This is a genomic window from Streptomyces sp. NPDC006510 (genome assembly GCF_040611955.1).
Taxonomy (GTDB): domain Bacteria; phylum Actinomycetota; class Actinomycetes; order Streptomycetales; family Streptomycetaceae; genus Streptomyces.
This window is the reverse complement of sequence record NZ_JBEXPH010000146.1, coordinates 1-21,082: the sequence shown is the minus strand read 5'-3', so window position 1 is coordinate 21,082 and position 21,082 is coordinate 1. Positions and strand designations below refer to the sequence as shown.

Genomic DNA, 21,082 nt, shown 5'->3' with positions numbered 1-21,082 from the left:
GGCGGGTAGGCATAAGCGGCGCCCGCTGCGGCGGGAGGAACCGGGTGCGAATGCACGGCCTGGGTCGGCGGATGAACCGGCGGCGGTGTGTGTGGGGCTGCTTGGGTCGGCGGCTGGACCGGCGGCGTGTGCGGGGCCGCTTGGGTCGGCAGGTGTGTCGGCTGGGGCGTGTGCGGGGCCGCTTGGGTCGGCAGGTGTGTCGGCTGGGGTGTGTGCGGGGCCGCTTGGGTCGGCAGGTGCGTCGGCTGCGGCGGCGGGGTCGGGGCGGCCGCATGGGTGAGATCAGTGGCGTAGGAGGACGGCAACCAGCCCTCCGGGCGGCGCAGCGCCGGGTCCTGGGAGGCCTGGCCGCACATCTCGATGATCCGGGCGGGGGACGGCCGTTGCGCGGGGTCCTTGCTGAGGCAGGCGGTGACGATCTCCCGCAGTTCGTCCGGCAGCCGGGACAGGTCCGGATCCTCGTGCACGATCCGGTAGAGGACGGCGTGCGAGGACCCGTCGCCGAAGGCGGCGGCACCCGTCGCGGCGAAGACCGCGATCTGGCCGAGCGCGAACACGTCGGTCGCCGTGGTGCAGCTCGTCCCGGCCGCCTGCTCGGGCGACATGAAGGACGGGGTGCCGACGCTGACACCGGTACCGGTGAGCGCGGTGGCGTCGGCGGCCCGCGCGATGCCGAAGTCGATGACGCGCGGCCCGTCGACCGCGAGCAGCACATTGGACGGCTTGAGGTCGCGGTGGACGATGCCCGCGTTGTGGATGACCTGCAGCGCCTCGGCGACACCGGCCACGAGCAGCAGAACCGTCGCCACCGGCATCGCGCCGTGTGCGGCGACCGCCGCGTGGAGAGAAGGCCCTTGGACGTAAGCGGTGGCCAGCCACGGGTGCGGACCCTCGGTATCGCTGTCGATCACCGGCGCGGTGTAGAGCCCCTGCACCCGCTGCGCGGCCCGCACCTCCTGCTGGAACCGGCGGCGGAAGTCCGGATCCTCGGCGAACTCGGGACGGATCACCTTGATCGCCACCGGTCGCCCGCCAGGCGTGTAGGAGAGGTACACCTTTCCCATGCCACCGGCCCCGAGCCGGGCGCTGAGCAGGTATCCGGCCACAGCACGCGGGTCGTCCTCGGCCAGCGGCTGGAACACCCCCGGACCCGTCGCCGGAGTGTCCGCTCCGCCGGCCCGCACTGGTCCCTGCTGATGATCCGTCACGTCTTCCCCCGAGTCTGCTGTACCGACCGCTTGAGGCGTAGAGACTACCGAAGCCCGTGGCGCACACACCCTCCGGTATCAGCCCGCCGGATCGGCCGGTGACATCAACCGGCATCGTCCACGATCCACGGCCGAGGGCTCACACCCTCACGAATGGCCGGACCGCCGGACCAGTCGCGCCGGACCAGGGCATCCGGACGCCCAGAAGGTGAACGCGTTGTACGACGAGGCGCTCAACAGCCATCGGGCGGCGATCGGCCTGCCGCCGGTGGACAACATCCACGACCACGCCTCCACCGACCGGCCACGGCCATCGGCAGATCCGACGCCGTGACCACGGCGCGGGCCGCCCCGTCGCAGCCACCGGCAGCGACGACCCGACAGTCGGCTGGTGGTGAGGTTCGGTTGCGAGGTGCCGGTGTCGGCCCGCTGTCTCCTGCGGATACGGGAACAACTCGTATGCGGTGCCGGGCCCCTGGCGACGTATCACAAACGCTGTGCACGAGAGGTCCTGGGCTCCGGACGTCCGACCGAACCCTGCCCGGACAGCCACAGTCGCGAATTCCCTGACGGTCACGCCGAGTTGATTGCCATAACTGGGCCCGGCGGGGTGGCTGCTATCGGTTGCCGGTTCTTGTCCTGGCAGTTGTCGTTCTGGACAGTGCCCGCGTGCGCCTTCGGGTGAATCCCGACACAGGGCGAACGAGATTCGCATTGCTATTCCTCCGGAACCAGCTTCTCCGGCTGTGCCATGACCCAGGCATGGCGCTGGAACCTCGACCTCGTGACCGACGTCCACGGCAATGCCTCCACCTACTGGTACAAGGCGGAGACGAACCACTACGCCAAGAACGGCGACAAGACGAAGCTCGCCGCCTACACGCGTGGCGGCTACCTCGAAGAGAATCTGCCAGCAGGCTTCGGTGGAAAGGTAGACCGAGCGCAGCCGGACGGGGGTGCGCATGTCGCCGACGGAGGCGATGGACACGCCCTGGGGCATGGTGCGGTCGGCGGCGGTGATGTCCAGGTCCCGGCCGTCGGGGAAGAGGTGCAGGAAGTCCTCGACGGTGTCGACGCGGTGGCAGATCCGGGCGGACAGGTTGGTGCGCACGGCGGTGGTGAGCACGTCGGCGGAGGGCTTCTGGCTGAGCAGCCACAGCCGGATGCCGAACTTGGCGCCCTGGCTGGCGATGGCCAGCAGCTCGGCCTCGAAGCGTTCGCGGGCCTTGCGGTCGGGGTGCCTGGTGTAGTTCGCCACCTCGTCGATCACCACGAGCAGCAGCGGCAGCTCGGGGCTGAATTCGGTGATGCGGTCGGTGCGACCGGACCAGAACAGCCGCTCCCTGCGCTGCATCTCCTCCCTCACCCAGCGCAGGATCTCGGTCGGCTCGTCTGGGTGGAACGCGTCGGAGACTTTGTAGGCAGTACGCCACCAGGGCGCAACCGCACCCAGGTTGGGGTCGATCACGATCAGACGCACATCCCGCATCAGGGACGCGTACGCGAGCAGGGTGTTGACGGTGATCGACTTGCCGGAGCGGGTGAGGCCGGCGACCAGGGCGTGCGCGGAGTAGGCGAGGCTGAGCACGATGGGGGTGCCGTCCTCGTCCCAGCCGAGCAGCACGTCATCGGAGTCCCGGGTGTAACTGGTTTTGATAACAACCCGCGAGCAGGTCGAATTGGAGTGCCCACGAACATCTTCATGATCAAGGGAACGAAGAGTCCAAGTGTGGTGCCGATGAATCCCAGTGCGGGGGCGCCGTGACCAGCTCTGAAGCGCTGCGGCGAGAGAACGAAATCGTCCTGAACGCGGTTCAGGCGCTGCTGGGTCTGGTTTCCTCGGATGTGATTGCTGTGGCGGTTCTCGTCGAGGTGAATCGCGTAGAGTTGACCTTCTGGGTTCGCTGTCATACGTCCGAGATTGAAGAGGACGCCGATCAGGCGACATTTGAACTGGATGCTCTCTTTTCTGGAGAACACCCCATGATCGAGTCCAGGATTCATGTGGGAGAACCGGATCCGGCGAACCTTGATTCTTACGGACGGATGATCTATTGGGCGAAGTAGGGAGAAGCTCAGGGCCCGAGTAGGGCCTCCAGTAATCCAGTTGCCCCTCCTGGTAGATCCTGGCGGGGCTTCTCGGTTTCTTGACGGTAAAGCCGACACAACGTCAGCGGACGGATACTGCCACGGGCTGTTCATCGGGTCGGCCGACGGCCCCGCCGAAGTGGAGTGCGGCGAGACAGGTCGGGGTGGTCTCGTTTTACTGCCACCGCCTCTACGAAGCTGTCGACGGAACTCGGAGTGAGTCGATCCACTCGCGCGGACGAGCGGCCCGCACGGGCGGGGCCGCCCGTCCGTGCGCCGGCTCAGGCCCCCACACTCACCGTGAAGCGGCGGGGGTTGCCGTCGTTCGCTGCGCCTGAGACGTCGGGTTCGCCGTCGGGGCGGACGTCGTCGTAGGGGAAGGCGTAGCCGATCGGGGTGTTGGCGTGGACGACCCGGGACCAGTGGTTGGTGGCCGGGTCCCGGTAGTAGTCGGCGGACGAGGTGCCGTTCGGCTGGTCGGGGTGGGTGAGCATCAGGGAGCGGTTGAAGCCGGAGGCCAGGCGGGCCAGCAGGGCCTTCTTGTCGTCCGGGTCGCCCGGGTTGTTGGCGAACGGGCCGTGGTTGCAGGTGAAGACGTCCTTGGAGACCGGCTTGGTGAAGGTGTGCCCGCCCTCGAAGGTCAGGACGTCCCCGTTCACCCGGCCGGTGCGGACGCCCCGGCCGCCCTGGAGGTCGATACGCAGGTCGGTGGAGCGGTACTTCTCCCAGACCCGGTCGATGTAGGAAGTGAACACGTCCCGGAACGGCATCTCGTCCGGGCGGTCGAAGAACGGTGCCATCAGATTCTGCGGTGAGATCACCCGCAGTGCGTTGCCGTCCGCCCCGCGGATCACCAGCTTGTCCCACGGCTGGCCGTCGGCGGCGGCCTGGGCGGTGAGGCCGTCCGCGATCCGCTGCACCGCGCCGTCCGACAGCGGCGCCACGGTGTGCGTCGCGTCGCCCTCCAGGGTCAGGCCGATCGGCAGTGCGGTGACCAGGTCGACGTAGCTGATGTTCGCGTACAGCTGTTGCGGGTTGAAGGTGAACTCGCAGAAGGACCAGGTGCGGCCGTAGTTGACGTCCGTGGGCGTCGCGAATGCCGGCTCGACCAGGGCGGGGCCGGGGTTGAGATAGAACGTGAGCGTGTCGTCGCGTACGAAGTAGACGCGGGCGCCGTACATCTGAGGAAGAGTCAGCACGACCGGAGCGCCGCCTGCTGCGTTCAGTGGGATGGCGCAGTCGACGGGCAGTGGGGTCTGCGGTGCGGCGGGGGAGTCGGGGCGGTAGACGCTGCCGTCGGCCCGCAGCAGCACCCAGCGGTCGGTGCCCTGCTCGTGGCCGGTGACATAGGCGTTGACCCTGCCCGGCAACGAGCGGTTTTCCAGGGCAAGTTCACAGGTCGCGGGGGCAGCGGAGGCGCTCGGGCTCAGGGCGCTGCCCCAGGCCGGGTAGGTGAGGGCGGTCGCGGTGGCGGCGGCGCCGCCCGTCAGGAACAGTCTGCGCGAAATCACGAGAGGACTCCCGAGGTGTGTGGGGGGCCACGGACGGGGGCGGTCGTGCGGGCAGTGAAGCCAACGGGGCGTCCGTGGTGCGCACCACTCTGGTGAGGGTCGCATCCGACGTCAAGACTTATGGCTGAGAGCGCTCTCAAGGATCTCGATCCTTCACAACTCACAGCAGAAGGAGGGATGTTGGAGATCGGCTCCGAATCGTGCCGAGAACTGCGAGCATCTGGGGGTCGCCCGAGCAGATCCGGGGCCAGGAGGCCGGGCCGGCGAGCGACGTCTTCTGTCTCGCCGCCGTCCTGGCCTACGCCGCCACCGGCAAGGGCCCTTTCGGGGACGGCCCCACCGAAGCTGTGATCTACCGCGTCGTGCACGACGAGCCCGAGCTGTCACGTATCCCGGCGGACATCGCCCCACTGATCGCGGCGGGGCTCGCCAAGGCGCCCGACGAACGGCCGGGCATCACCGAATTCCTCGGCCGGTGCGCCGCGCTCGCCGGATCCGACGGGCTCCGGCTCCCGGACGGCGTCACCGAGCTGATCAAGGAGCAGACGGCGCGGACCAAGGCGCTGACCGCTCGGGCGGTCCCACGCCCACCGACACCCCCGCAGGCGCCCCCGGCTCCGCCCCGGACTGCCCAGCAGGTACGGGCCACCGGGCAGAAGACCGCGATCGGGTACACACCCGTGGCTCTGCCCTGGCTGCCGGGAAAGACGGCCGGCGCGCGCAGCGCGAGGATCGTTCGCTGGCACAAGCAGGTGGGTGATGAAGTCGCCGTGGACGAGCCGCTGATCGATGTCTCGTCGGTCCGGGGCGACACCGTGATCACCTCGCCGGCCAACGGCACGCTCCTGGCCGTCTACCGCAACAACGGCACGTCGGCCCGCATCGGTTCCGTCGTTGCGGGGATCGGTACCCCGGGAGCGAAGGTCCCGCGCGTACGCCGGCTACGTATCGATCGTCTCGCGCTGCTGGTTCTCGCCTGCGCGATCGTGGTGGCCCTCGTCGTCGGGCTGGTCGGTGCGCAGAGCTCGCTCTTCATGGGGGACATCGACGCGGCGCGCGAAGGGGACTGCGTCGCCCAGGAGTACCCCGAGGGCAACAGGAACGCGGACTGGTTCACGCAGCCGTGCGTCTTCATGCAGCTGCGCGCGTTCCTGAGCGACAGCAGTGAAGACAAGTACTACTCGAAGGTGCTGTACCGCGACCCGCCCGTGAAGTGCTCCGAGTCCGCGAAGGAGTGGTCCGAGAGTGATGACCACGAGGCGGAAGTTGGAGACATGGTCCTGTGCCTGGAACCGCTCTGACGGGCGGGGCGGTGTCGGTGTGTCTCAGACCGTGGCTTCGAGGAAGGCGGTCCAGGCGGTGGGGGGAACGGTGAGGACGGGGCCGTCGGTCACCTTGGAGTCGCGGACGTGCACGGCGGCGGGGTGGGCGGCGACCTCTACGCAGTCACCGCCCTGGCTGCCGCTGTAGCTCGACTTGCGCCAGTCGTAGGCGACTTCGAGGCAGTCACCGCCCTGGCTGCTGCTGTAGCTGGACTTGAACCAGGCGAGGGCGGCGGTACGTGCGTGGGTCATGTCTCTCCAAGCAGTGTGTCCAGTAGGCGTGCGCTCGCCTCGACGGAAAGCGCCTGCGAACGCAGCATCCCATACATCTGCTGGAGCGCACTGACGTCGTCTGGATCCTCGTGAAGGTAGCTGGTCAGCTGCCCTTCCACATAGACCAGGTGGTCGTGATCGGGGGTCTCCAGCACCACCATCGGCCCCGCCAGCCCAGCATGCTTCGGGAGCTTCGTCGGCATGATCTGAAGTCCCAGGAAGGGCAGTTCCGTGCAGTGACGCAGATGCCGGATCTGGTTCCGCATCATGACGGGGTTCCCGAGCTCGCCGCGCAAAATGCTCTCCTCCAGCAGGAAGTGCAGCATCGGGCGGGGCTTGCGTTCGAGGAGCTTCTGTCGGTCGAGTCGGCCCGCAACCCAGTCCTCCCGCTCATCATCTTCGAGAGGCGGGTACTGGCAGGAGAAAACGAACCGGATGTACTCCTCGGTCTGGAGCAGCCCCGGTACCACCTGGTTCTGGTACGAGAGCAGCGTCGCCGCCTTCTGCTCGTAGTCCACGAAATCCTGTACGAACGCCGGGAACCGCTCCTTCTTGGGCACCTTCTCCACCGCGACCTGCAACGCCCCCTTCGTGTCGAGCAGTTCGTCCAGCAGGACCGCGAGGTCCCACTGCAGCGCCCTGCGCCCCTGCTCGATCGACGCGATCGTGTCCTCGCCCACGGAGCACCGTTCGGCCAGGACCGCCTGTGTCATTCGGGCCGCCTTGCGGAACATCGCCAGCTGGGCGCCGATCAGGTGCCAGGACGTGATCCGCTTGCTCTTCTTCTTTGCCGGTTGCATGAACTGCCTCTCCCCGTCACGAACCCCGGATGACCCGTCAGAAGTCGTACATCTCCGTTGTACGACCCGACGCGCTGCTCAACGGTAGTGACTTTGTGTGACGTTGGAGTCGTGAACGAGACAACCCGACTTCCCCACTTCCGCGAGGTATTTCACCGCCGGGAACGCCGATCCGTGCCGCTCGTACGGAAGTTCGTGCGTGACGCTCTCGTCGACTGGGCGTGCGAGGACCGCGCCGACGAGGTGTTGCTCTGTGTGAGCGAGCTCGTCACCAATGCCGTGCTGCACGGCGTCCCGCCCGGTCGCGGCTTCCGGCTTCACCTCTACCTGGAGCCGGCCGACGGCACTTTGCGCATCGAGGTCCACGACAGCGGTGGCGGGGAGGTCCGGCTCGCCGATTCCTGGGCGGCCTCCGACGAGGAAGGGGGCCGTGGGCTGCGGCTGGTGGCGGCGCTCGCCGACAAGTGGGGGGTGGGGGAGCGGAACCCCGGCAAGGTGGTGTGGTGCGAGTTCGAGGTGTCGGCGGGGGTGGAACGCGGCATGTCGACGAGATAGACCCGGGGGCCGAGATACAAGATCGGCAGGGTCTACCGGTTCCGGCCGCGCGTGGGCTATCCCTGAAATGGCGGCCCTCGACGGGGCCGTTCCCGTGGAAGTGGAAGGAACCCTGCCATGACCGACTGGTACGTGGACGACCGCTGCACCAACTGCGACGTGGCCCGACAGTTCGCACCCGAGCTGATCGGAGAGGAGGAAGGGGCGTCGCGGATCCTGCGGCAGCCGAGCAACGAGGCGGAGAACCGGCGCTTACACGCCGCCGTCTTCGCCTGTCACACCCGCTCGATCCGCCCCGCGTCCGGGCAGCCGGACCCGGCGCTCGACCCGTTCCCGATGGCGCTGGACGACGGTGTACTGGTCTGCGGGCACAACTCCCGGCAGACCGCCGGTGCCAACTCCTACCTGCTGCGGCGTCCGTCCGGCTCGGTCATGATGATCGACACCCCGCGCTGGAGCCCCGCGCTCGCCGAGCGGTACGTGGCGGCCACGGGGCCCGTCACCGACGTACTGCTCACCCACCGCGACCACGTCGCGCACGGGCGCCGTTACGCCGACCACTTCGGCGCCCGGATGTGGATCCACGAGGGCGACCTCGACGCGGCGCCGGACGCGGACCGGGTGATCCGGGGGCTCGACCCGGTGGAGATCGGCGAGGGCGTCACCGCCCATCCGCTGCCCGGCCACACCCGGGGCAGCGTGCTCTACCTCGCGGACCACCGGTACTGCTTCAGCGGCGACAGCTTCTACTGGTCGCGCACGACCGACGACCTGGAAGTCGCGGAGAGCGTGACCTGGTACTCCATCGAGGAGTTGGCCGCCTCGCTGGCGCGGACGGCGGGGCAGCTGCGGTTCGAGTGGGTGCTGCCCGGCCACGGCGACCGGCAGCGCCGGGACGCCGACGAAATGTCCCGGCGGCTGCACGCGATGGCGGAACGTACGGGGCTGCTGCGGCCACGGCCGATCGACTTCACGGCTCTTCGCTGGTGAAAAACGTTCCCCGGGGAGGACACTTGCCGGCGAAGGCGTCGCCGGGTGAGGGCGTTCCACGGCCAGGGCGCTCCACAGCTGGGGCGTTCCACGGCCAGGGCGCTCCACAGCTGGAGCGTTCCACGGCTACGGCGTGTCCGGCGGACGAGCCCCGGAACGCTCACCCGGCGTCCACAGGCGGAGCTTCTCCGGGTTGCGGACCACCCAGATCCGGGTGGCGCGGCCGCCGGAGGCGCCGAACGCGGCCACGGTCACGGTGACGCCGGCGCGCTGGGCGATCAGGCCGGGCGCTCCGGCCACCGAACGCTCCAGGAGCCGCAGGCCCGGGGCCTTGTCGGCGATGGCGATCATGTACTCGGCGATGCGCACGGCTCCCTCGACCGGGCGCAGTACGGTGCCGACCAGGCCGCCGCCGTCGGCGGTCATCACGGCGTCGGGGTCCAGGAGGCGGACGAGAGCCGCGATGTCCTTGGCCTCCCACGCCTCCTTGACGTGCCGAACCACCTCGGCCTGCCCCGCCGTCGAGGCCACCGGGGCGCGCTCGGCACGCACCCGCCGCCGGGCCGAACTCGCCAGCTCCCGACAGGCCCCCGGGGTGCGGCCGACGATCGCGGCGATCTCGGGAAAGGAGTAGCGGAACACGTCGTGCAGCACGAACGCGACCCGCTCGGCGGGCGTCATCGATTCCAGGACGACGAGGAAGGCCATGGTCACCGACTCGTCCAGGGTGATCTGGTCGGCGGGGTCGGCGGCGTCGGTGCCGCGCCCGTCGGCCCGCTCCTCGCGGTCGGGCAGCGGCTCGGGCAGCCACGCGCCGACATAGCGCTCGCGCCGGGCCCGCGCCGAGCCGAGGACGTCCAGGCAGATGCGTCCGGTCACCGTCGTCAGCCAGGCACCGGGAGACACGACGGCCTCGCGTTTGCCCCGAGGCTGCGCGTACCAGCGGGCGTACGCCTCCTGCACGGCATCCTCGGCCTCGGCCAGCGAACCGAGCAACCGGTAGGCGATATTGATCAGTTGGCGCCGCTCACCGGCGACCTCCGCCACGCCCCACTCGGGTGCACCCCTGCCCATGACCGCTTCCCCCCGGGCCCGCCGCTCTCTCGCCTTGCATTCCGCGGACCTGCGTCGTCGGGCTGGTGAGACCTTATCGATCCACTGCTTCCGGGCGGACAAGGGGACGACATCATGACCACGCAGACGACGGCAACAGCGACAACGACGGCTGCGGCACGGCGCGGTGCCACATTCCTGCGGACAGCGATCGCCCTGCAGACCCTGACTCTCTTCCTCCAGGCGGTCAGCGCCGGTGTGCTGCTGTCCTCGTCGCACGGTGAACTGCTGCACGGCGTCGGGGCGCGGGTGATGTACGGGGCGTCGATGCTGTACGTGCTGGCCGCGGTGCTGGCCTGGCGGCCCGGCGGCGGCTCGCCCCGCTCCATCGGGTACGCGTCCGGCTTCCTCGCCCTCGCCTCGGTGCAGGTCGTGCTCGGCATCGCGCACGTCCCGTCGGTCCATGTCCCGCTGGGCGTCCTGATGTTCGGCCTGAGCGTGCTGGCGCTGGCCCGCCGGAACGCGGGAGCGGCACGCGACTAGGCATCACGCCGGGCTCGCGGGGGCTGGTGGTGCGCCTCGCCGCGTTGTCGGCGGTCGCCATGGCGCCGCCATGACTCCTCCTCCGCCTTGCGATCCACAGCACCGGCCCCCGCTCCCTGACCCGGCCTGATCCGGACGAAAGCCCCTGGGCCCTACCCGGACGCGGCCGCCCTGTGGCGGGCGCGGTAGGCGCGGGGCGTGGTGCCCGTCAGCCGGGAGAAGTGGTGGCGCAGGCCGGCCGGGGAGGTGAAGCCGCACCGGGCCGCCACCCGCTCCACCCCCTCGTCGGTGTCCTCCAGCAGTTCGCGGGCCCGCTCCAGCCTCCGCCGCAGCAGGTACTGGGGCGGGGTGACGCCGGTCTGCGCGTGGAAGCGGCGGTTGAGGCTGCTGACGCTGATCCCGGCGTGCGCGGCGATGTCCGCCGGGGTCAGGGGAAGGTGCAGGCGGGTCTCCAGCCAGCGCAGCGTCGGTTCGATGCCGGCGCTTTCCGTGAGTTCGCGGTCGATGCACTCCTGGACCCGGTCGCCGTGCGTCAGGAGCGGGGTGAGGAGTCCCCGGGACGTCTCACCGGCCACCCGCTCACCGTGGTCCTGGGCCAGCAGCCGCAGGCAGACGTCCATGCCGCCGAAGATCCCGGCCGAGGTGAGGAACCGGCCGTCGGTCACGACCGTGCCGATCGGATCGACCTCGATACGGGGGTGGAGGCGGGCCAGCTCCTCGGTGTGGCGCCAGCCGGTCGTGGCGCGGTGGGCGTCCAGGAGACCGGTGGCCGCGAGGGTGAAGACCCCCGTTCCGATCGCGCCGATGCGACAGCCGCGGGCGGCTGCGGCCCGGAGCGCCGCGAGCACCGGGGGCGCGGGCTCGTCGCGCGGGCCGTCGCCGTCCTGGCCGGGGATCAGGACGACGTCCGCGTCGGTGAGTCCGTCGAGCCCCCACGGGACGGAGACCGGGAGCGGTGCGGGCGCCCCCAGGGCGGTGAGGCCGGGAGCGGCGCACAGCCGTACTTCGTAGGCGGCGTCGGGGTGGCCGGCCGTCGCTGTTCCGAAGACCAGTCCGGGGGTGGTGAGCTGGTGTCCGGGAAGCCTGTCGGGCACGAGAACGGCGATTACGGACATATTCCAGAACCTGTCCGAGGGCGGGAACGGGGGCCCGGGGCGGGCGGGACGTACCCGGGCGGCAGGACGGCCCGCCCGGGTACGTGTCGCGTCAGCGGCGCGTGTGGATGGTCCTGTCGATCCACTTCGCGTACGCGGGAACGTTGGTGTACATGCCGGGGCCGGTGCCGCAGGTCGGGTCGGTGTCCCCGTCGCCCGACGTGGCGCCGACCAGTTCCCAGCGTCCGTCCCGGCCGCGCTGGATCTGCGGGCCGCCGGAGTCGCCGAAGCAGGCCATGGCGCCCGGCGTCCTGCTGACCGTACAGATCCGGGTCCTGTCGGCGCGTCCGGGCGAGCACTCGTTCACGGCCCCGATCCGGGTGTCCAGCTCCTGGAGCCGGTCCGGGAACACCGCGTCGGCCAGCTTGTCCGTGTCGAGGACCGTGCCGAAGCCGAGCAGCCGTGTCGGGGTGCCGGGACGGCCCACCTTGTCGGCGATGCGGATGGGCTTCTCCGAGACCGGGCGGTCCAGCTCGACGAGCGCGATGTCGTTCCTGCTGGGGTTGGACTGGACGTCGTAGTCGGGGTGGGCGACGGTCCGCTTGATGTGGCGCACGGTGCCGCCGGACTCGCGGTCGTTGGAGCCGATGCGGACGATGCCGTCCAGCGCCTCCGGGTTGACGCAGTGGGCCGCCGTCACCAGCCAGCGCGAGGTGATCAGCGACGCGCCGCACTGGGCGTGCACCTCGCCCGCCCACTGCGGGATCGTGGCCATGAACGGGTAACGCTGCGTGGCCTCCTGCCCGTTGACGATGGCGTTGGCGCTGCCGGTCATGGCCGTGACGCAGGCCGTCGCGGCCAGCGCGACGGCGGCGAACCGTCCGGCGCGGCGGGAGCGGGACGTGCGGGACCGGGACGGGCCGGAGGACGGCGAAATGCGTGTGAACACGGGTGATTCCTTCGCTGCGATGCGCGTCGGGCGCGTGGTGGATGTGCGAACCGGCTGCCGGGCGGCGTATCGCTTCCGGTGCCGCGCAACACCAATCCTGCGGACCGGGCCGGTCCGGAAAAAGCGGCCCTGATGTCACTCTCGGCTAAATTCTGGACATGTCAGTGATCGCCGTTCTCGCGCTCGACGGGGTGCCGGGCCACGAACTCACCGGGCCGGGTATGTGCTTCGGCACCGCCGCCCGGCACCACCCGCATGTCGCGTACGAGGTGCGGTACTGCACCGCCCCGGGCTTTCGCGGGACCGGCTCCCCGGCGCCCTTCGCCATCGACACGCCCTGGAGCCTGGAAGGGCTGGCGGACGCCGACACCGTACTGCTGCCCGGCCACGCCGGTTTCCGCGACGAGCCGGAACCCGCGGTCGCCGACGTCCTGCGGGCCGCCGCCGACCGGGGCTGCCGTATCGGCGCGATCGGCACGGGGACGTTCGCCCTCGCCGCCACCGGGCTCCTGGACGGACGGCGGGCGGCCACCGGCCGACCGTACGCGGCGGAGCTGGCGCGGCGCCATCCCCTGATCGACGTCGATCCGGAGGGTTCGGTCGTGGACGCGGACCCGTTCCACAGCGCGGCCGGAGCGCTCGGCGGCCTCGATCTCTGCCTGCATCTGATCACCCTGGACCACGGCACACCGGTCGCCATCGAGACGGAGCGGCAGGTTTTCATGCAGCTCCACGCACCCGCCGACGCCGAGAAGGACACCGGCCCCGCGGCCCCGCCCGCCGTGACCCGGCACAGCCTCGGGCCCACGCTCCGGTGGCTGGAGGCCCACCTCGATCACCCGCTGACACTGAGCGACATCGCCGACCACGCGGGGCTCACCGTCCGCGGCCTGAACCGGCGCTTCCGCGCCGAGACCGGGCTCTCCCCGCTCCAGTACCTCCTGCGCGCCCGCGTCCAGGCGGCGCAACGCCTGCTGGAGCGCGGGGACGAGCCGGTGGAACGCATCGCCGTACGCACCGGGTTCGGCACACCCGCCAACCTGCGCCACCACTTCCAGCACCACACGGGCACCGGGCCGCGCGTCTACCGCACCGCCTTCCGCTCCATGGTGGCCGCCCTGACCTGGGCGGACGGCAAGCGGGCCGAAGCCGCGGAACGCGAGGGGCCGGTCAGCGCCGACGGGCGCCGTACCTGACATCGCGGCCCCGGCAGGACACGTACCGTCCACTTGGACTTACGCAACGCGGTTGTTGGACTGGAGCGTTCCGAGTCGCGGCAGGTCGTTGACGGTGTCCGGTCACGGGGACTACTCAGAGCACATGTCGCGAAGATTCACTTCGGCGGGCGCTGTCGCCGCCGCCTCAGCCGCCGTCCTGGCGCTGGTGGGGACCGCCCTCCCCGCCACAGCCGCCACTCCCTCACCCGCAGCAGTCGGGCCGGCCGTACCCGCGGGGGCCACCGTCATCGGATCCGCGCAGCTCTCGGTCGCCGTCGCTGACGACTTCCCGCGCGTCCTGGCGTACACCGACAAGGCCGGCGGCAGCCGGCTGCTCGGCAGTACGCAGCCGGTCACCGCCGTGACCCTGAACGGCACCGCGCACCCGGTGAAGCTCAAGGGCGCCCCCGTGGTCACCGCCTCGGCCGCCCACTACACGCTGACCTTCACCGACCTGCCCGGCATCGAGATCGACGCCTCGCTCTCCGTCTCCGGACGCGCCACCACCTTCAAGGTGACGGCCGTCCGCGACACCGAGGCGTTCCGCGTCGGCACCATCGACATCCCCGGCCACGACCTGGTCTCCGTCGGCTCCACGGACACCGGCGGTGCCACCGCCTTCACCCGGCTGGACAACGACTCGACGAAGACCGCCGACGTGTTCGCGAAGGTCACCGGAGACACCGCCGCCGACAAGGCACCGGTCGGTGCCTCCTACGCGATCGTCAACACCGGTTCGCTCGCCGCGGCCGTCGAGTCCAACTCCTCGTACGACAAGCCGTCCGGCGCCACCGGCGGCGACGACGCCCGGTTCTGGCACCAGGCCCGCAAGGCCGACGACGGCAGCGTCCGGGTCGGCGTCTGGTCCGGCCAGTGGACCTACCGCGGCGCCGGGGCGCCGAAGCCGGAGAGCGGGGACAACCTCCCCTGGGCGAAGGTCGTCGTCACCCCCGATGCCAACGGCGACAAGTCGGTCGACTGGCAGGACGGCGCCGTCGCGTTCCGCTCCATCGGCGCCAAGGCGCCCGGCAGCAAGGACACCCCGGACCGGGTCATCACCCACATCCCGTTCAACTTCGCCAGCCAGGCCACCCACCCCTTCCTGCGCACCCTCGACGACGTCAAGCGGATCTCCCTCGCCACCGACGGCCTCGGGCAGCTGGCGCTGCTCAAGGGGTACGCCTCCGAGGGCCACGACTCCGCCCACCCCGACTACGGCGGCGACTACAACAAGCGCGCCGGCGGCCTGAAGGAGCTCAACGAGCTCCTGAAGGACGGCAAGAAGTGGGGTGCCACCTTCGGCGTCCACGTCAACGCCACCGAGGCGTACCCGGAGGCGAACGCCTTCGACGAGAAGCTCGTCGACAAGACCAGGCCGGGCTGGAACTGGCTGGGCCAGAGCTACTACATCGACCAGCGCCGCGACATCAACAGCGGTGACCTGGCCAAGCGCTTCCAGCAGCTGCGCGACGAGACCGACCCGAACCTGAGCCTGCTCTACATCGACGTCTACTACACGCACGGCTGGATCGCCGACAAGACCCTACGGTCGGTGCAGCAGCAGGGCTGGAACGTCGGCACCGAGTGGGCCGACAAGTTCGAACGCGGCTCGCTCTGGTCGCACTGGGCCAATGACCTCGACTACGGCGGCGCCACCAACAAGGGCCTCAACTCGAAGATCATCCGGTTCATCCGCAACGGCGAGAAGGACGTCTGGAACAACGACCCGGTCCTCGGCCAGAGTGCCATCGAGGAGTTCGAGGGCTGGACCGGCGAGACCGACTGGAACGCCTTCTACAACAACATCTGGCAGCGCAACCTGCCCGCCAAGTACCTCCAGCAGCAGCAGATCACCCGCTGGGACGGCAATGACATCACCCTCACCGGCGGTGTCCGGGGCACGGTCGAGGACGGCAGGCGGACCTTCTACGACCACGGCCGCAAGGTCCTCAGCGGCACCGACTACCTGCTGCCGTGGGACGGCGGGAAGAAGCTGTACCACTACAGCAAGTCCGGCGGTACGAGCAGCTGGGCGGTGCCGTCGAACGGCACGTACACCGTCTACGAACTCACCGACAACGGGCGGGTCAAGGCCGGCACGGTCAAGCCGGCCGACGGGAGGATCACGCTGACCGCCGAGGCCGGTCGGCCGTACGTCCTCTACCCGGAGCAGGCCCCGCAGGCCACCGACCCCAAGTGGGGCGAGGGCACCCCGGTCGACGACCCGGGCTTCAACGACAACGGGCTGACCGCCTGGTCGAAGACCGGAACCGTCGCCCGCGAGACCGACCGCAAGGGCCTCAACAGCGCCCGGCTCTCCGGCAACGCCACGGCGGCGCTCTCGCAGCGCATCGACGGACTCACGCCCGGCAAGCGCTACACCGCGTCCGCGCTCATCGAGGTCCAGCCCGGAAAGACCCGGCACACCACGCTCTCGACCGGCGGCAAGTCCGTCTCGGTGGACCGCTCCACCGTCAAGGACCAGGTCGCCGCGTCCGAGCGGCACGGTACGTACTTCCAGCGGGCCAAGGTGAACTTCACCGCCCCCGCGAACGGCCGCACCACCCTGCGCATCGAGGCGGCCGGGGGCAGCGCCGTGAGCGTCCGGGCCGATGACGTACGCATCGTCGCCAACGCACCGAAGACCAAGGAGAACACCCTCTCCTACGAGGACTTCGAGGCCGTGGACCAGGGCTGGGGTCCCTTCCTCAAGGGCGACGCGGGCGGCTCCACCGACCCCCGCACCGTCATCTCCCAGCTGCACGCCCCGTACACCCAGGCCGGCTGGAACGGAAAGCTGATCGACGACGTGATCAGCGGCAAGGAGTCCCTCAAGTCCCACGAGGAGAACGCCGGACTCGTCTACCGCACCGCCCCGTGGACCGTGCCGATGACCGACGGGCACCGCTACCGGGTCGAGTACGACTACCAGTCCAGCCACGCGGGCGCCTACGAATGGGTCGACGGCTACGACCGGATCACCGCCGACGGCGACCCCGACTCGATCGAGACCCGGACCACCGCCATCGGACAGCAGCGCACCACCGGCCACTTCACCGAGACCGTCACCGCCGGCTGCGGCGACACCTGGACCGGACTGCGCAAGCGCGACGACGCCCCCGATGGAGCCGACTTCGTCCTCGACTCCTTCACCGTGACCGACCTCGGCCCGGTCCCCGCCTCCGAGCAGGCCGCCTGCGGCACCCTCGGCGTCGAGCCGGCCGCCGAGACCCTGGAGCCGGGCACGGCCAACACCGTCAAGGTCTCGTTCACCAACTACGAGGCGACGGCGGCGACCGGCGTCGCGCTGAGCCTGTCCGTTCCCGAGGGCTGGCAGGCGGAGCCCGTGGGACCCGTCGCCTTCGACTCGGTCGCGGCGGGCACCGAGGTCACCGGCAGCTGGCAGGTCACCCCTCCGGTGGATGCCAAGTACCAGGTGTACGGCCTGAGTTCCGAGGCGAACTACACGGTCGGCGGCACACAGCGCACGCTCGGCGCGCAGACCTCGGTACGGACCCTGCCGCCGCCGCCCACCACCGACAGCTGGGCCGGCGACCTGGACTGGACGGCCGCCGAGAACGGCTGGGGCCCGGTGGAGAAGAACCTCTCCAACGGTGAGACCGGCACCGGCGACGGCTCCCCGCTGACCATCGGTGGCACTGTCTACACCAAGGGCCTCGGCAGCCACGCACCGGCGAGAATCCGCTACTACCTGGGCGGCAAGTGCACCTCGTTCACCGCCCAGGTCGGCGTGGACGACGTGCAGAAGACCGCCGGCAGCGTGCAGTTCTCCGTCACGGCCGACGGCACCGAGAAGGTGAAGTCGCCCGTGCTGAAGGCGGCCGACAGCGCCTGGTCGCTGACGGCGGACGTCACCGGAGCCAAGTACGTCGAACTGCTCGTCGGAGACGGCGGCGACGGCAACGGCAACGACCACGCGGACTGGGGCGACGCACGCTTCCACTGCGGCGGCTGAACCCCTGCGGCAGGTGAACCCCTGCGATGCGGGACGGGCGCGCACCTCGCGAGCGCACCCGTCCCGCATCACGCATGCGGGGAACGGCCCTCCCGTGGAGTGACATCCGGTGGACACCGGGTGACCGGAGTATGTCCAGGGACTGGGAGCGGCGCCCGCTGCGCGCGTATTCTCGTGCGGTATGGGGGAGTTGAAGGCGGACTGGCGGCTCCGGCTGCGACAGGGCACCGCGGACGGGCAGGTCTGCGGCGCCGGTGTGCTGCTCACCCAGGACCGGGCACTCACCTGCGCGCACGTCGTGGGGGAGCCGGATGCCCGGATCTGGGTGGAGTTCGCCGAGAACCCCGCCATCGCCCCGGTCGGGGCACGCGTGGCCGAGGGCGGCTGGCTGCCCGGTCTCGGCGCGACCCGCGAGGACATCGCCGTACTCGCCCTGGACAGCCCGCGCCCGCACGCCACCCCCGCGACGCTCGACCGGAGCCTGGAGCGCGGCCGCGAGGTGTGGATCGGCGGGTACGCGCGGTCCTTCGCCGACGGGATGTGGCTGACCGGGCGGATCAGCGGAGCGCACGGCGCCTGGATCCAGCTCGACGCCGGACGCAACGAACAGGTGGTGAAACCGGGGTTCAGCGGGGCCGCCGTGCAGGTGCGCGGCGGACCGGCCGGATCGCCCGAGCGGGTCGTCGGGATGGTCGTCAGCTGGCGCGGCGACCTCGATCTGGCGCTGCCGGCCGACAACGACCTGGCGTTCTCGTACATGATCCCGATCGACCGGATCGCCGAACTCGTCCCGCTGGTCGCCGAGTTGAGCGGCCCGGACGGCTGGGACCACGGGCTGGCCCGGCGGCTGCGGCGCTGGTTCGCCGGGGACGACGAACCAGCGGTGCGCTTCAGCGTCGTACCGCACGGCGGCGGCCGCGACCGCACCCTCAGGCACCACCTGCACCGCGCCCATCTCGTCTACCGGGGCGGACGCACCACCCCCGAGGACTTCGTCGACGAGCTGGTGACCAGGCTGCGGCCACCCCGCCACCAGGCCCAGGCGTACCGCGACTGGCTGCTCGCAGGCGGTACCCCGCCCACGCGGCCGGCGGACGACGGGACCGGGAGCGCGGGGCCCACCCTCGCCGTGATCGGCCTCGACGAGGACCGGCAGCCGCACCGGCTGGTGCCCCTGCTCGCACGGGTACGGACACTCGGCTTCCGGCTGCTCGTCATCGTGCGGGACAGCCGCGGCGAAGAGGTGACCGAGGTGGCGCGACAGCTGCTGTTACCCGCCCTCGACGAGCGGGCCGACGAACTGGTCCGCCGCGTCGAGGGCATCGAAACGGAATGGGCCGGACTGAACGGCCTGGTGGAGTCGGGCTCCCTGAGCCCCCTGCCGCGGACCGACGCGGCCCGCCGACGGCGGCAGCTGGCACGGCTGCGCACCGTCGACGACCCGCACGAGCGGCTCACCGCCCTGCGCACCCTGCTGCGTGAACTCCGGGCGGACCTGCACAGGCACGGCCGGGCGGACGTACCCGGACAGCCCACCGACCAGGGCCGGGCCGGTCACCGATGAGGATCCCCTGCCCGCACCGCCGGTTCACCGGAGCCCCCTGCGACGGCGCCGTGCAGCCCACCGGCTACTGCGACACCTGCGGCCGTTCCGAGGACGGCCCCGGACTCCCGCCGCTGCCCACCGCCCCCGACAAGTGCGGGCCCAGGGGCCTGCTGGAACTGCCCCCGCTCCGGCCGAACACCCCCGACCAGCGGCTGAGCGCCGCCGTGACCCGGGCCCACATCCGGATGAGCTGCTCGGCCAAGTCCTGCGCCACGTACTTCGTCGCCCCGTACACCGCCGCCCCGCCGCCCGACGAGGGCCACTGCCCCAGGTGCGGCGCCCCCTACTCCTACCGCCCCGAACTCCGCGACGGGCCGCTGCTCCAGAACCAGTACCGCGTCCTCGGCCCCATCGCCCACGGCGGCCAGGGCTGGGTCTACCTCGCCCGCGACACCCACCTCGAAGACCTCGTGGCCGTGAAGGGGATGCTGAACCGGTACGCGGAACGGGGCGCCGCCCAGGCCGGTGAGGAGCGCCGCAGCCTGGTCGCGATCCGGCACGAACGCATCGTCCAGATCCGGGACTTCGTCAGCACCAGCAGCGAGGACGGCACGGTCTCCGGCGGCTACATCGTGATGCAGGACGTCGGCGACCGCACGCTCTCCGCCGTCGTCGAAGCGACCCGGCAGGGCAACTTCGTCCTCGACATCGAACACGTCATCACCTACGGCTGCCAGATCCTCGAAGCCCTCGCCCATCTGCACGGCATGGGATTCCTGTACGGGGACATGAAGCCGTCCAACGTCGTCCACCAGCACGACGGCGTCAAGGTCATCGACCTCGGCGGGGTACGCAAGCGCGGATCCACCGAGCCACCGCCCGTCATCACCCCCAGATACGCCGCGCCCGAGATGGTCAGCGGCAGCCCGCTGACCGTCGCCCACGACATCCACACGGTCGGCAAGACCCTGGCCGAACTGGCCGGCTGGGCGGTCGGCGACGACGTACCCGGCCTCGGCACCAGCTCGTTCCGGCTGGTGGTGGAGCGGGCGACCGACCAGGACCCGGAACGCCGGTTCGCCGACGCCGAGGAGATGGCGGGCCAGCTGCGCGGAGTGCTGCGCGAGATCAGGGCGCTGCGCGGCAAACGGGACCGGGCCGAACCGTCCGCGTACTTCACCCCGTCCACCGAACTGCTCGGCGCGCGACTGGGCTCCGTACCCGACTACGCGCACTGGCTGGACCGCACCCCGCACCGCCGCGACGAGACGCGCGAAGCACCCGCCCTGGACTCCGGTCTTCCCACCCCCACCGAGATCGCCCGCCGACTGCCGGTGCCCAGGCCCTATCCGGGGGACCCGGAGGCCGCCCGGTTCCTGGTGAGCAGCTACGACCCCGGCCGACTGCTGGCCCAGCCCGACGAGGGCGAGCGGTCGGTGGAGATCTGCCTGCACAATGCCCGGCTGCTGCTCGGCCAGGAGGGCGGCGAAGCGCTGACCCGGGCACGCGAACAGGTGGAGGCGGCGAACGCCATACCCGGCCCCGGCCCGGTGCGGCAGTGGCGGCTCAGCTGGCACCGGGGACTTGTCGCGCTGCGCAGCGCCGAGGTCCTGGACGACCGGCGGCAACTCCTGGAGGCCGCCCTGGAACACTTCGCCGCCGTCCACCGCGCGCTGCCCGGCGAGTACGCCGCGAAGCTGGCCCTGGCCTATGCCGCGGAACAGCTCGGCCCGGACCGCCCGGCCGGTCCGATCCCCTCGGCGTACGAACTCTTCCGGGCCGTGCACGCCCGCAACCCCTCGCACGTCGGTGCCGCGCTGGGCCTGGCCAGGCTGGCCCTGGAACGCGGCGACCGGGACGCCGCGGCCGGGGTCCTGGACCTGGTGCCGGACGAGTCGCGGGACCACGCCGTCGCCCGGATCGCCGCGCTGCGCATCCGGGCGGCCCGGCTCGCGGC

The 21,082-nt window shown here is 70.8% G+C and carries 17 protein-coding genes; 9 read left to right on the top strand and 8 right to left on the bottom strand.

All coding sequences use genetic code 11. The features are described from left to right. Both ABZY11_RS32170 and ABZY11_RS32165 read right to left on the bottom strand, forming a co-directional pair. Window positions 1-1,184, bottom strand: a 1,184-nt coding sequence (locus ABZY11_RS32170) for a serine/threonine-protein kinase (protein ID WP_356482531.1), incomplete at its 3' end; no start/stop codon positions are given. A 163-nt stretch (window positions 1,185-1,347) separates the two neighbouring features. Continuing rightward, complete coding sequence (locus ABZY11_RS32165) at window positions 1,348-2,832, bottom strand: FtsK/SpoIIIE domain-containing protein (RefSeq protein WP_356482529.1); 1,485 nt, start codon at window positions 2,830-2,832, stop codon at window positions 1,348-1,350. A gap of 137 nt (window positions 2,833-2,969) precedes the next feature. Between ABZY11_RS32165 and ABZY11_RS32160 the strand changes: the two genes are divergently transcribed. Then, the gene (locus tag ABZY11_RS32160; RefSeq protein ID WP_356482528.1) at window positions 2,970-3,275 is read left to right on the top strand and encodes a hypothetical protein; all 306 of its coding nucleotides are present in this window, start codon (window positions 2,970-2,972) and stop codon (window positions 3,273-3,275) included. A gap of 302 nt (window positions 3,276-3,577) precedes the next feature. Here ABZY11_RS32160 and ABZY11_RS32155 read toward each other — a convergent pair whose 3' ends face one another. Further along, window positions 3,578-4,807 (bottom strand): glycoside hydrolase family 64 protein, encoded by a 1,230-nt coding sequence (locus tag ABZY11_RS32155; RefSeq protein WP_356482527.1) that lies wholly within the window; start codon window positions 4,805-4,807, stop codon window positions 3,578-3,580. Window positions 4,808-5,007: 200 nt separating this feature from the next. Here ABZY11_RS32155 and ABZY11_RS32150 point away from each other — a divergent pair, with 200 nt between their 5' ends. Further along, a complete protein-coding gene (locus ABZY11_RS32150; RefSeq protein WP_356482526.1) occupies window positions 5,008-6,108 on the top strand; it encodes a biotin/lipoyl-containing protein in 1,101 nt (366 codons plus the stop codon). A 24-nt stretch (window positions 6,109-6,132) separates the two neighbouring features. Here ABZY11_RS32150 and ABZY11_RS32145 read toward each other — a convergent pair whose 3' ends face one another. Together ABZY11_RS32145 and ABZY11_RS32140 are read right to left on the bottom strand one after the other, a co-directional pair. Then, a complete protein-coding gene (locus ABZY11_RS32145) occupies window positions 6,133-6,381 on the bottom strand; it encodes a DUF397 domain-containing protein (RefSeq protein ID WP_356482525.1) in 249 nt (82 codons plus the stop codon). After that, window positions 6,378-7,202 carry a helix-turn-helix transcriptional regulator gene (locus tag ABZY11_RS32140; RefSeq protein WP_356482524.1) on the bottom strand — a complete coding sequence of 275 codons (825 nt, stop codon included), beginning with the start codon at window positions 7,200-7,202 and terminating at the stop codon, window positions 6,378-6,380. Before ABZY11_RS32140 ends, ABZY11_RS32145 begins: the two co-directional genes overlap by 4 nt. Before the next feature lie 111 nt (window positions 7,203-7,313). On the opposite strand from ABZY11_RS32140, the gene ABZY11_RS32135 reads away from it, so the two are divergent. Both ABZY11_RS32135 and ABZY11_RS32130 read left to right on the top strand, forming a co-directional pair. Next, window positions 7,314-7,757 carry an ATP-binding protein gene (locus ABZY11_RS32135; RefSeq protein WP_356482523.1) on the top strand — a complete coding sequence of 148 codons (444 nt, stop codon included), beginning with the start codon at window positions 7,314-7,316 and terminating at the stop codon, window positions 7,755-7,757. Between the two features lie 117 nt (window positions 7,758-7,874). Next, window positions 7,875-8,747, top strand: coding sequence for an MBL fold metallo-hydrolase (locus tag ABZY11_RS32130; RefSeq protein ID WP_356482522.1), 873 nt, complete (start codon window positions 7,875-7,877; stop codon window positions 8,745-8,747). A 126-nt stretch (window positions 8,748-8,873) separates the two neighbouring features. On the opposite strand, the gene sigJ is transcribed toward ABZY11_RS32130, so the two are convergent. Next, window positions 8,874-9,821 (bottom strand): RNA polymerase sigma factor SigJ, encoded by a 948-nt coding sequence (gene sigJ / locus ABZY11_RS32125; RefSeq protein ID WP_356482521.1) that lies wholly within the window; start codon window positions 9,819-9,821, stop codon window positions 8,874-8,876. A 114-nt stretch (window positions 9,822-9,935) separates the two neighbouring features. Between sigJ and ABZY11_RS32120 the strand changes: the two genes are divergently transcribed. Then, window positions 9,936-10,343: a hypothetical protein gene (locus tag ABZY11_RS32120; RefSeq protein WP_356482520.1), complete on the top strand. Its 408-nt coding sequence runs from the start codon at window positions 9,936-9,938 to the stop codon at window positions 10,341-10,343. A 152-nt stretch (window positions 10,344-10,495) separates the two neighbouring features. Here the strand turns inward: ABZY11_RS32120 and ABZY11_RS32115 are convergent, their stop codons facing one another. Further along, the gene (locus tag ABZY11_RS32115) at window positions 10,496-11,458 is read right to left on the bottom strand and encodes a helix-turn-helix domain-containing protein (protein WP_356482519.1); all 963 of its coding nucleotides are present in this window, start codon (window positions 11,456-11,458) and stop codon (window positions 10,496-10,498) included. Between the two features lie 91 nt (window positions 11,459-11,549). Beyond that, complete coding sequence (locus ABZY11_RS32110) at window positions 11,550-12,272, bottom strand: serine protease (protein ID WP_356482530.1); 723 nt, start codon at window positions 12,270-12,272, stop codon at window positions 11,550-11,552. A gap of 272 nt (window positions 12,273-12,544) precedes the next feature. On the opposite strand from ABZY11_RS32110, the gene ABZY11_RS32105 reads away from it, so the two are divergent. The 4 genes from ABZY11_RS32105 to ABZY11_RS32090 all read left to right on the top strand — a co-directional run. Continuing rightward, window positions 12,545-13,582: a helix-turn-helix domain-containing protein gene (locus ABZY11_RS32105; RefSeq protein ID WP_356482518.1), complete on the top strand. Its 1,038-nt coding sequence runs from the start codon at window positions 12,545-12,547 to the stop codon at window positions 13,580-13,582. 124 nt (window positions 13,583-13,706) lie between these two features. Then, window positions 13,707-17,579: an endo-alpha-N-acetylgalactosaminidase family protein gene (locus tag ABZY11_RS32100; RefSeq protein ID WP_356482517.1), complete on the top strand. Its 3,873-nt coding sequence runs from the start codon at window positions 13,707-13,709 to the stop codon at window positions 17,577-17,579. 181 nt (window positions 17,580-17,760) lie between these two features. Then, entirely contained in the window at window positions 17,761-19,143 is a 1,383-nt protein-coding gene (locus ABZY11_RS32095) for a serine protease (protein ID WP_356482516.1), read from the top strand. Next, window positions 19,140-21,082: tetratricopeptide repeat protein (locus ABZY11_RS32090; protein WP_356482515.1), on the top strand; the 1,943-nt coding region annotated here is incomplete at its 3' end. The genes ABZY11_RS32095 and ABZY11_RS32090, both read left to right, overlap by 4 nt.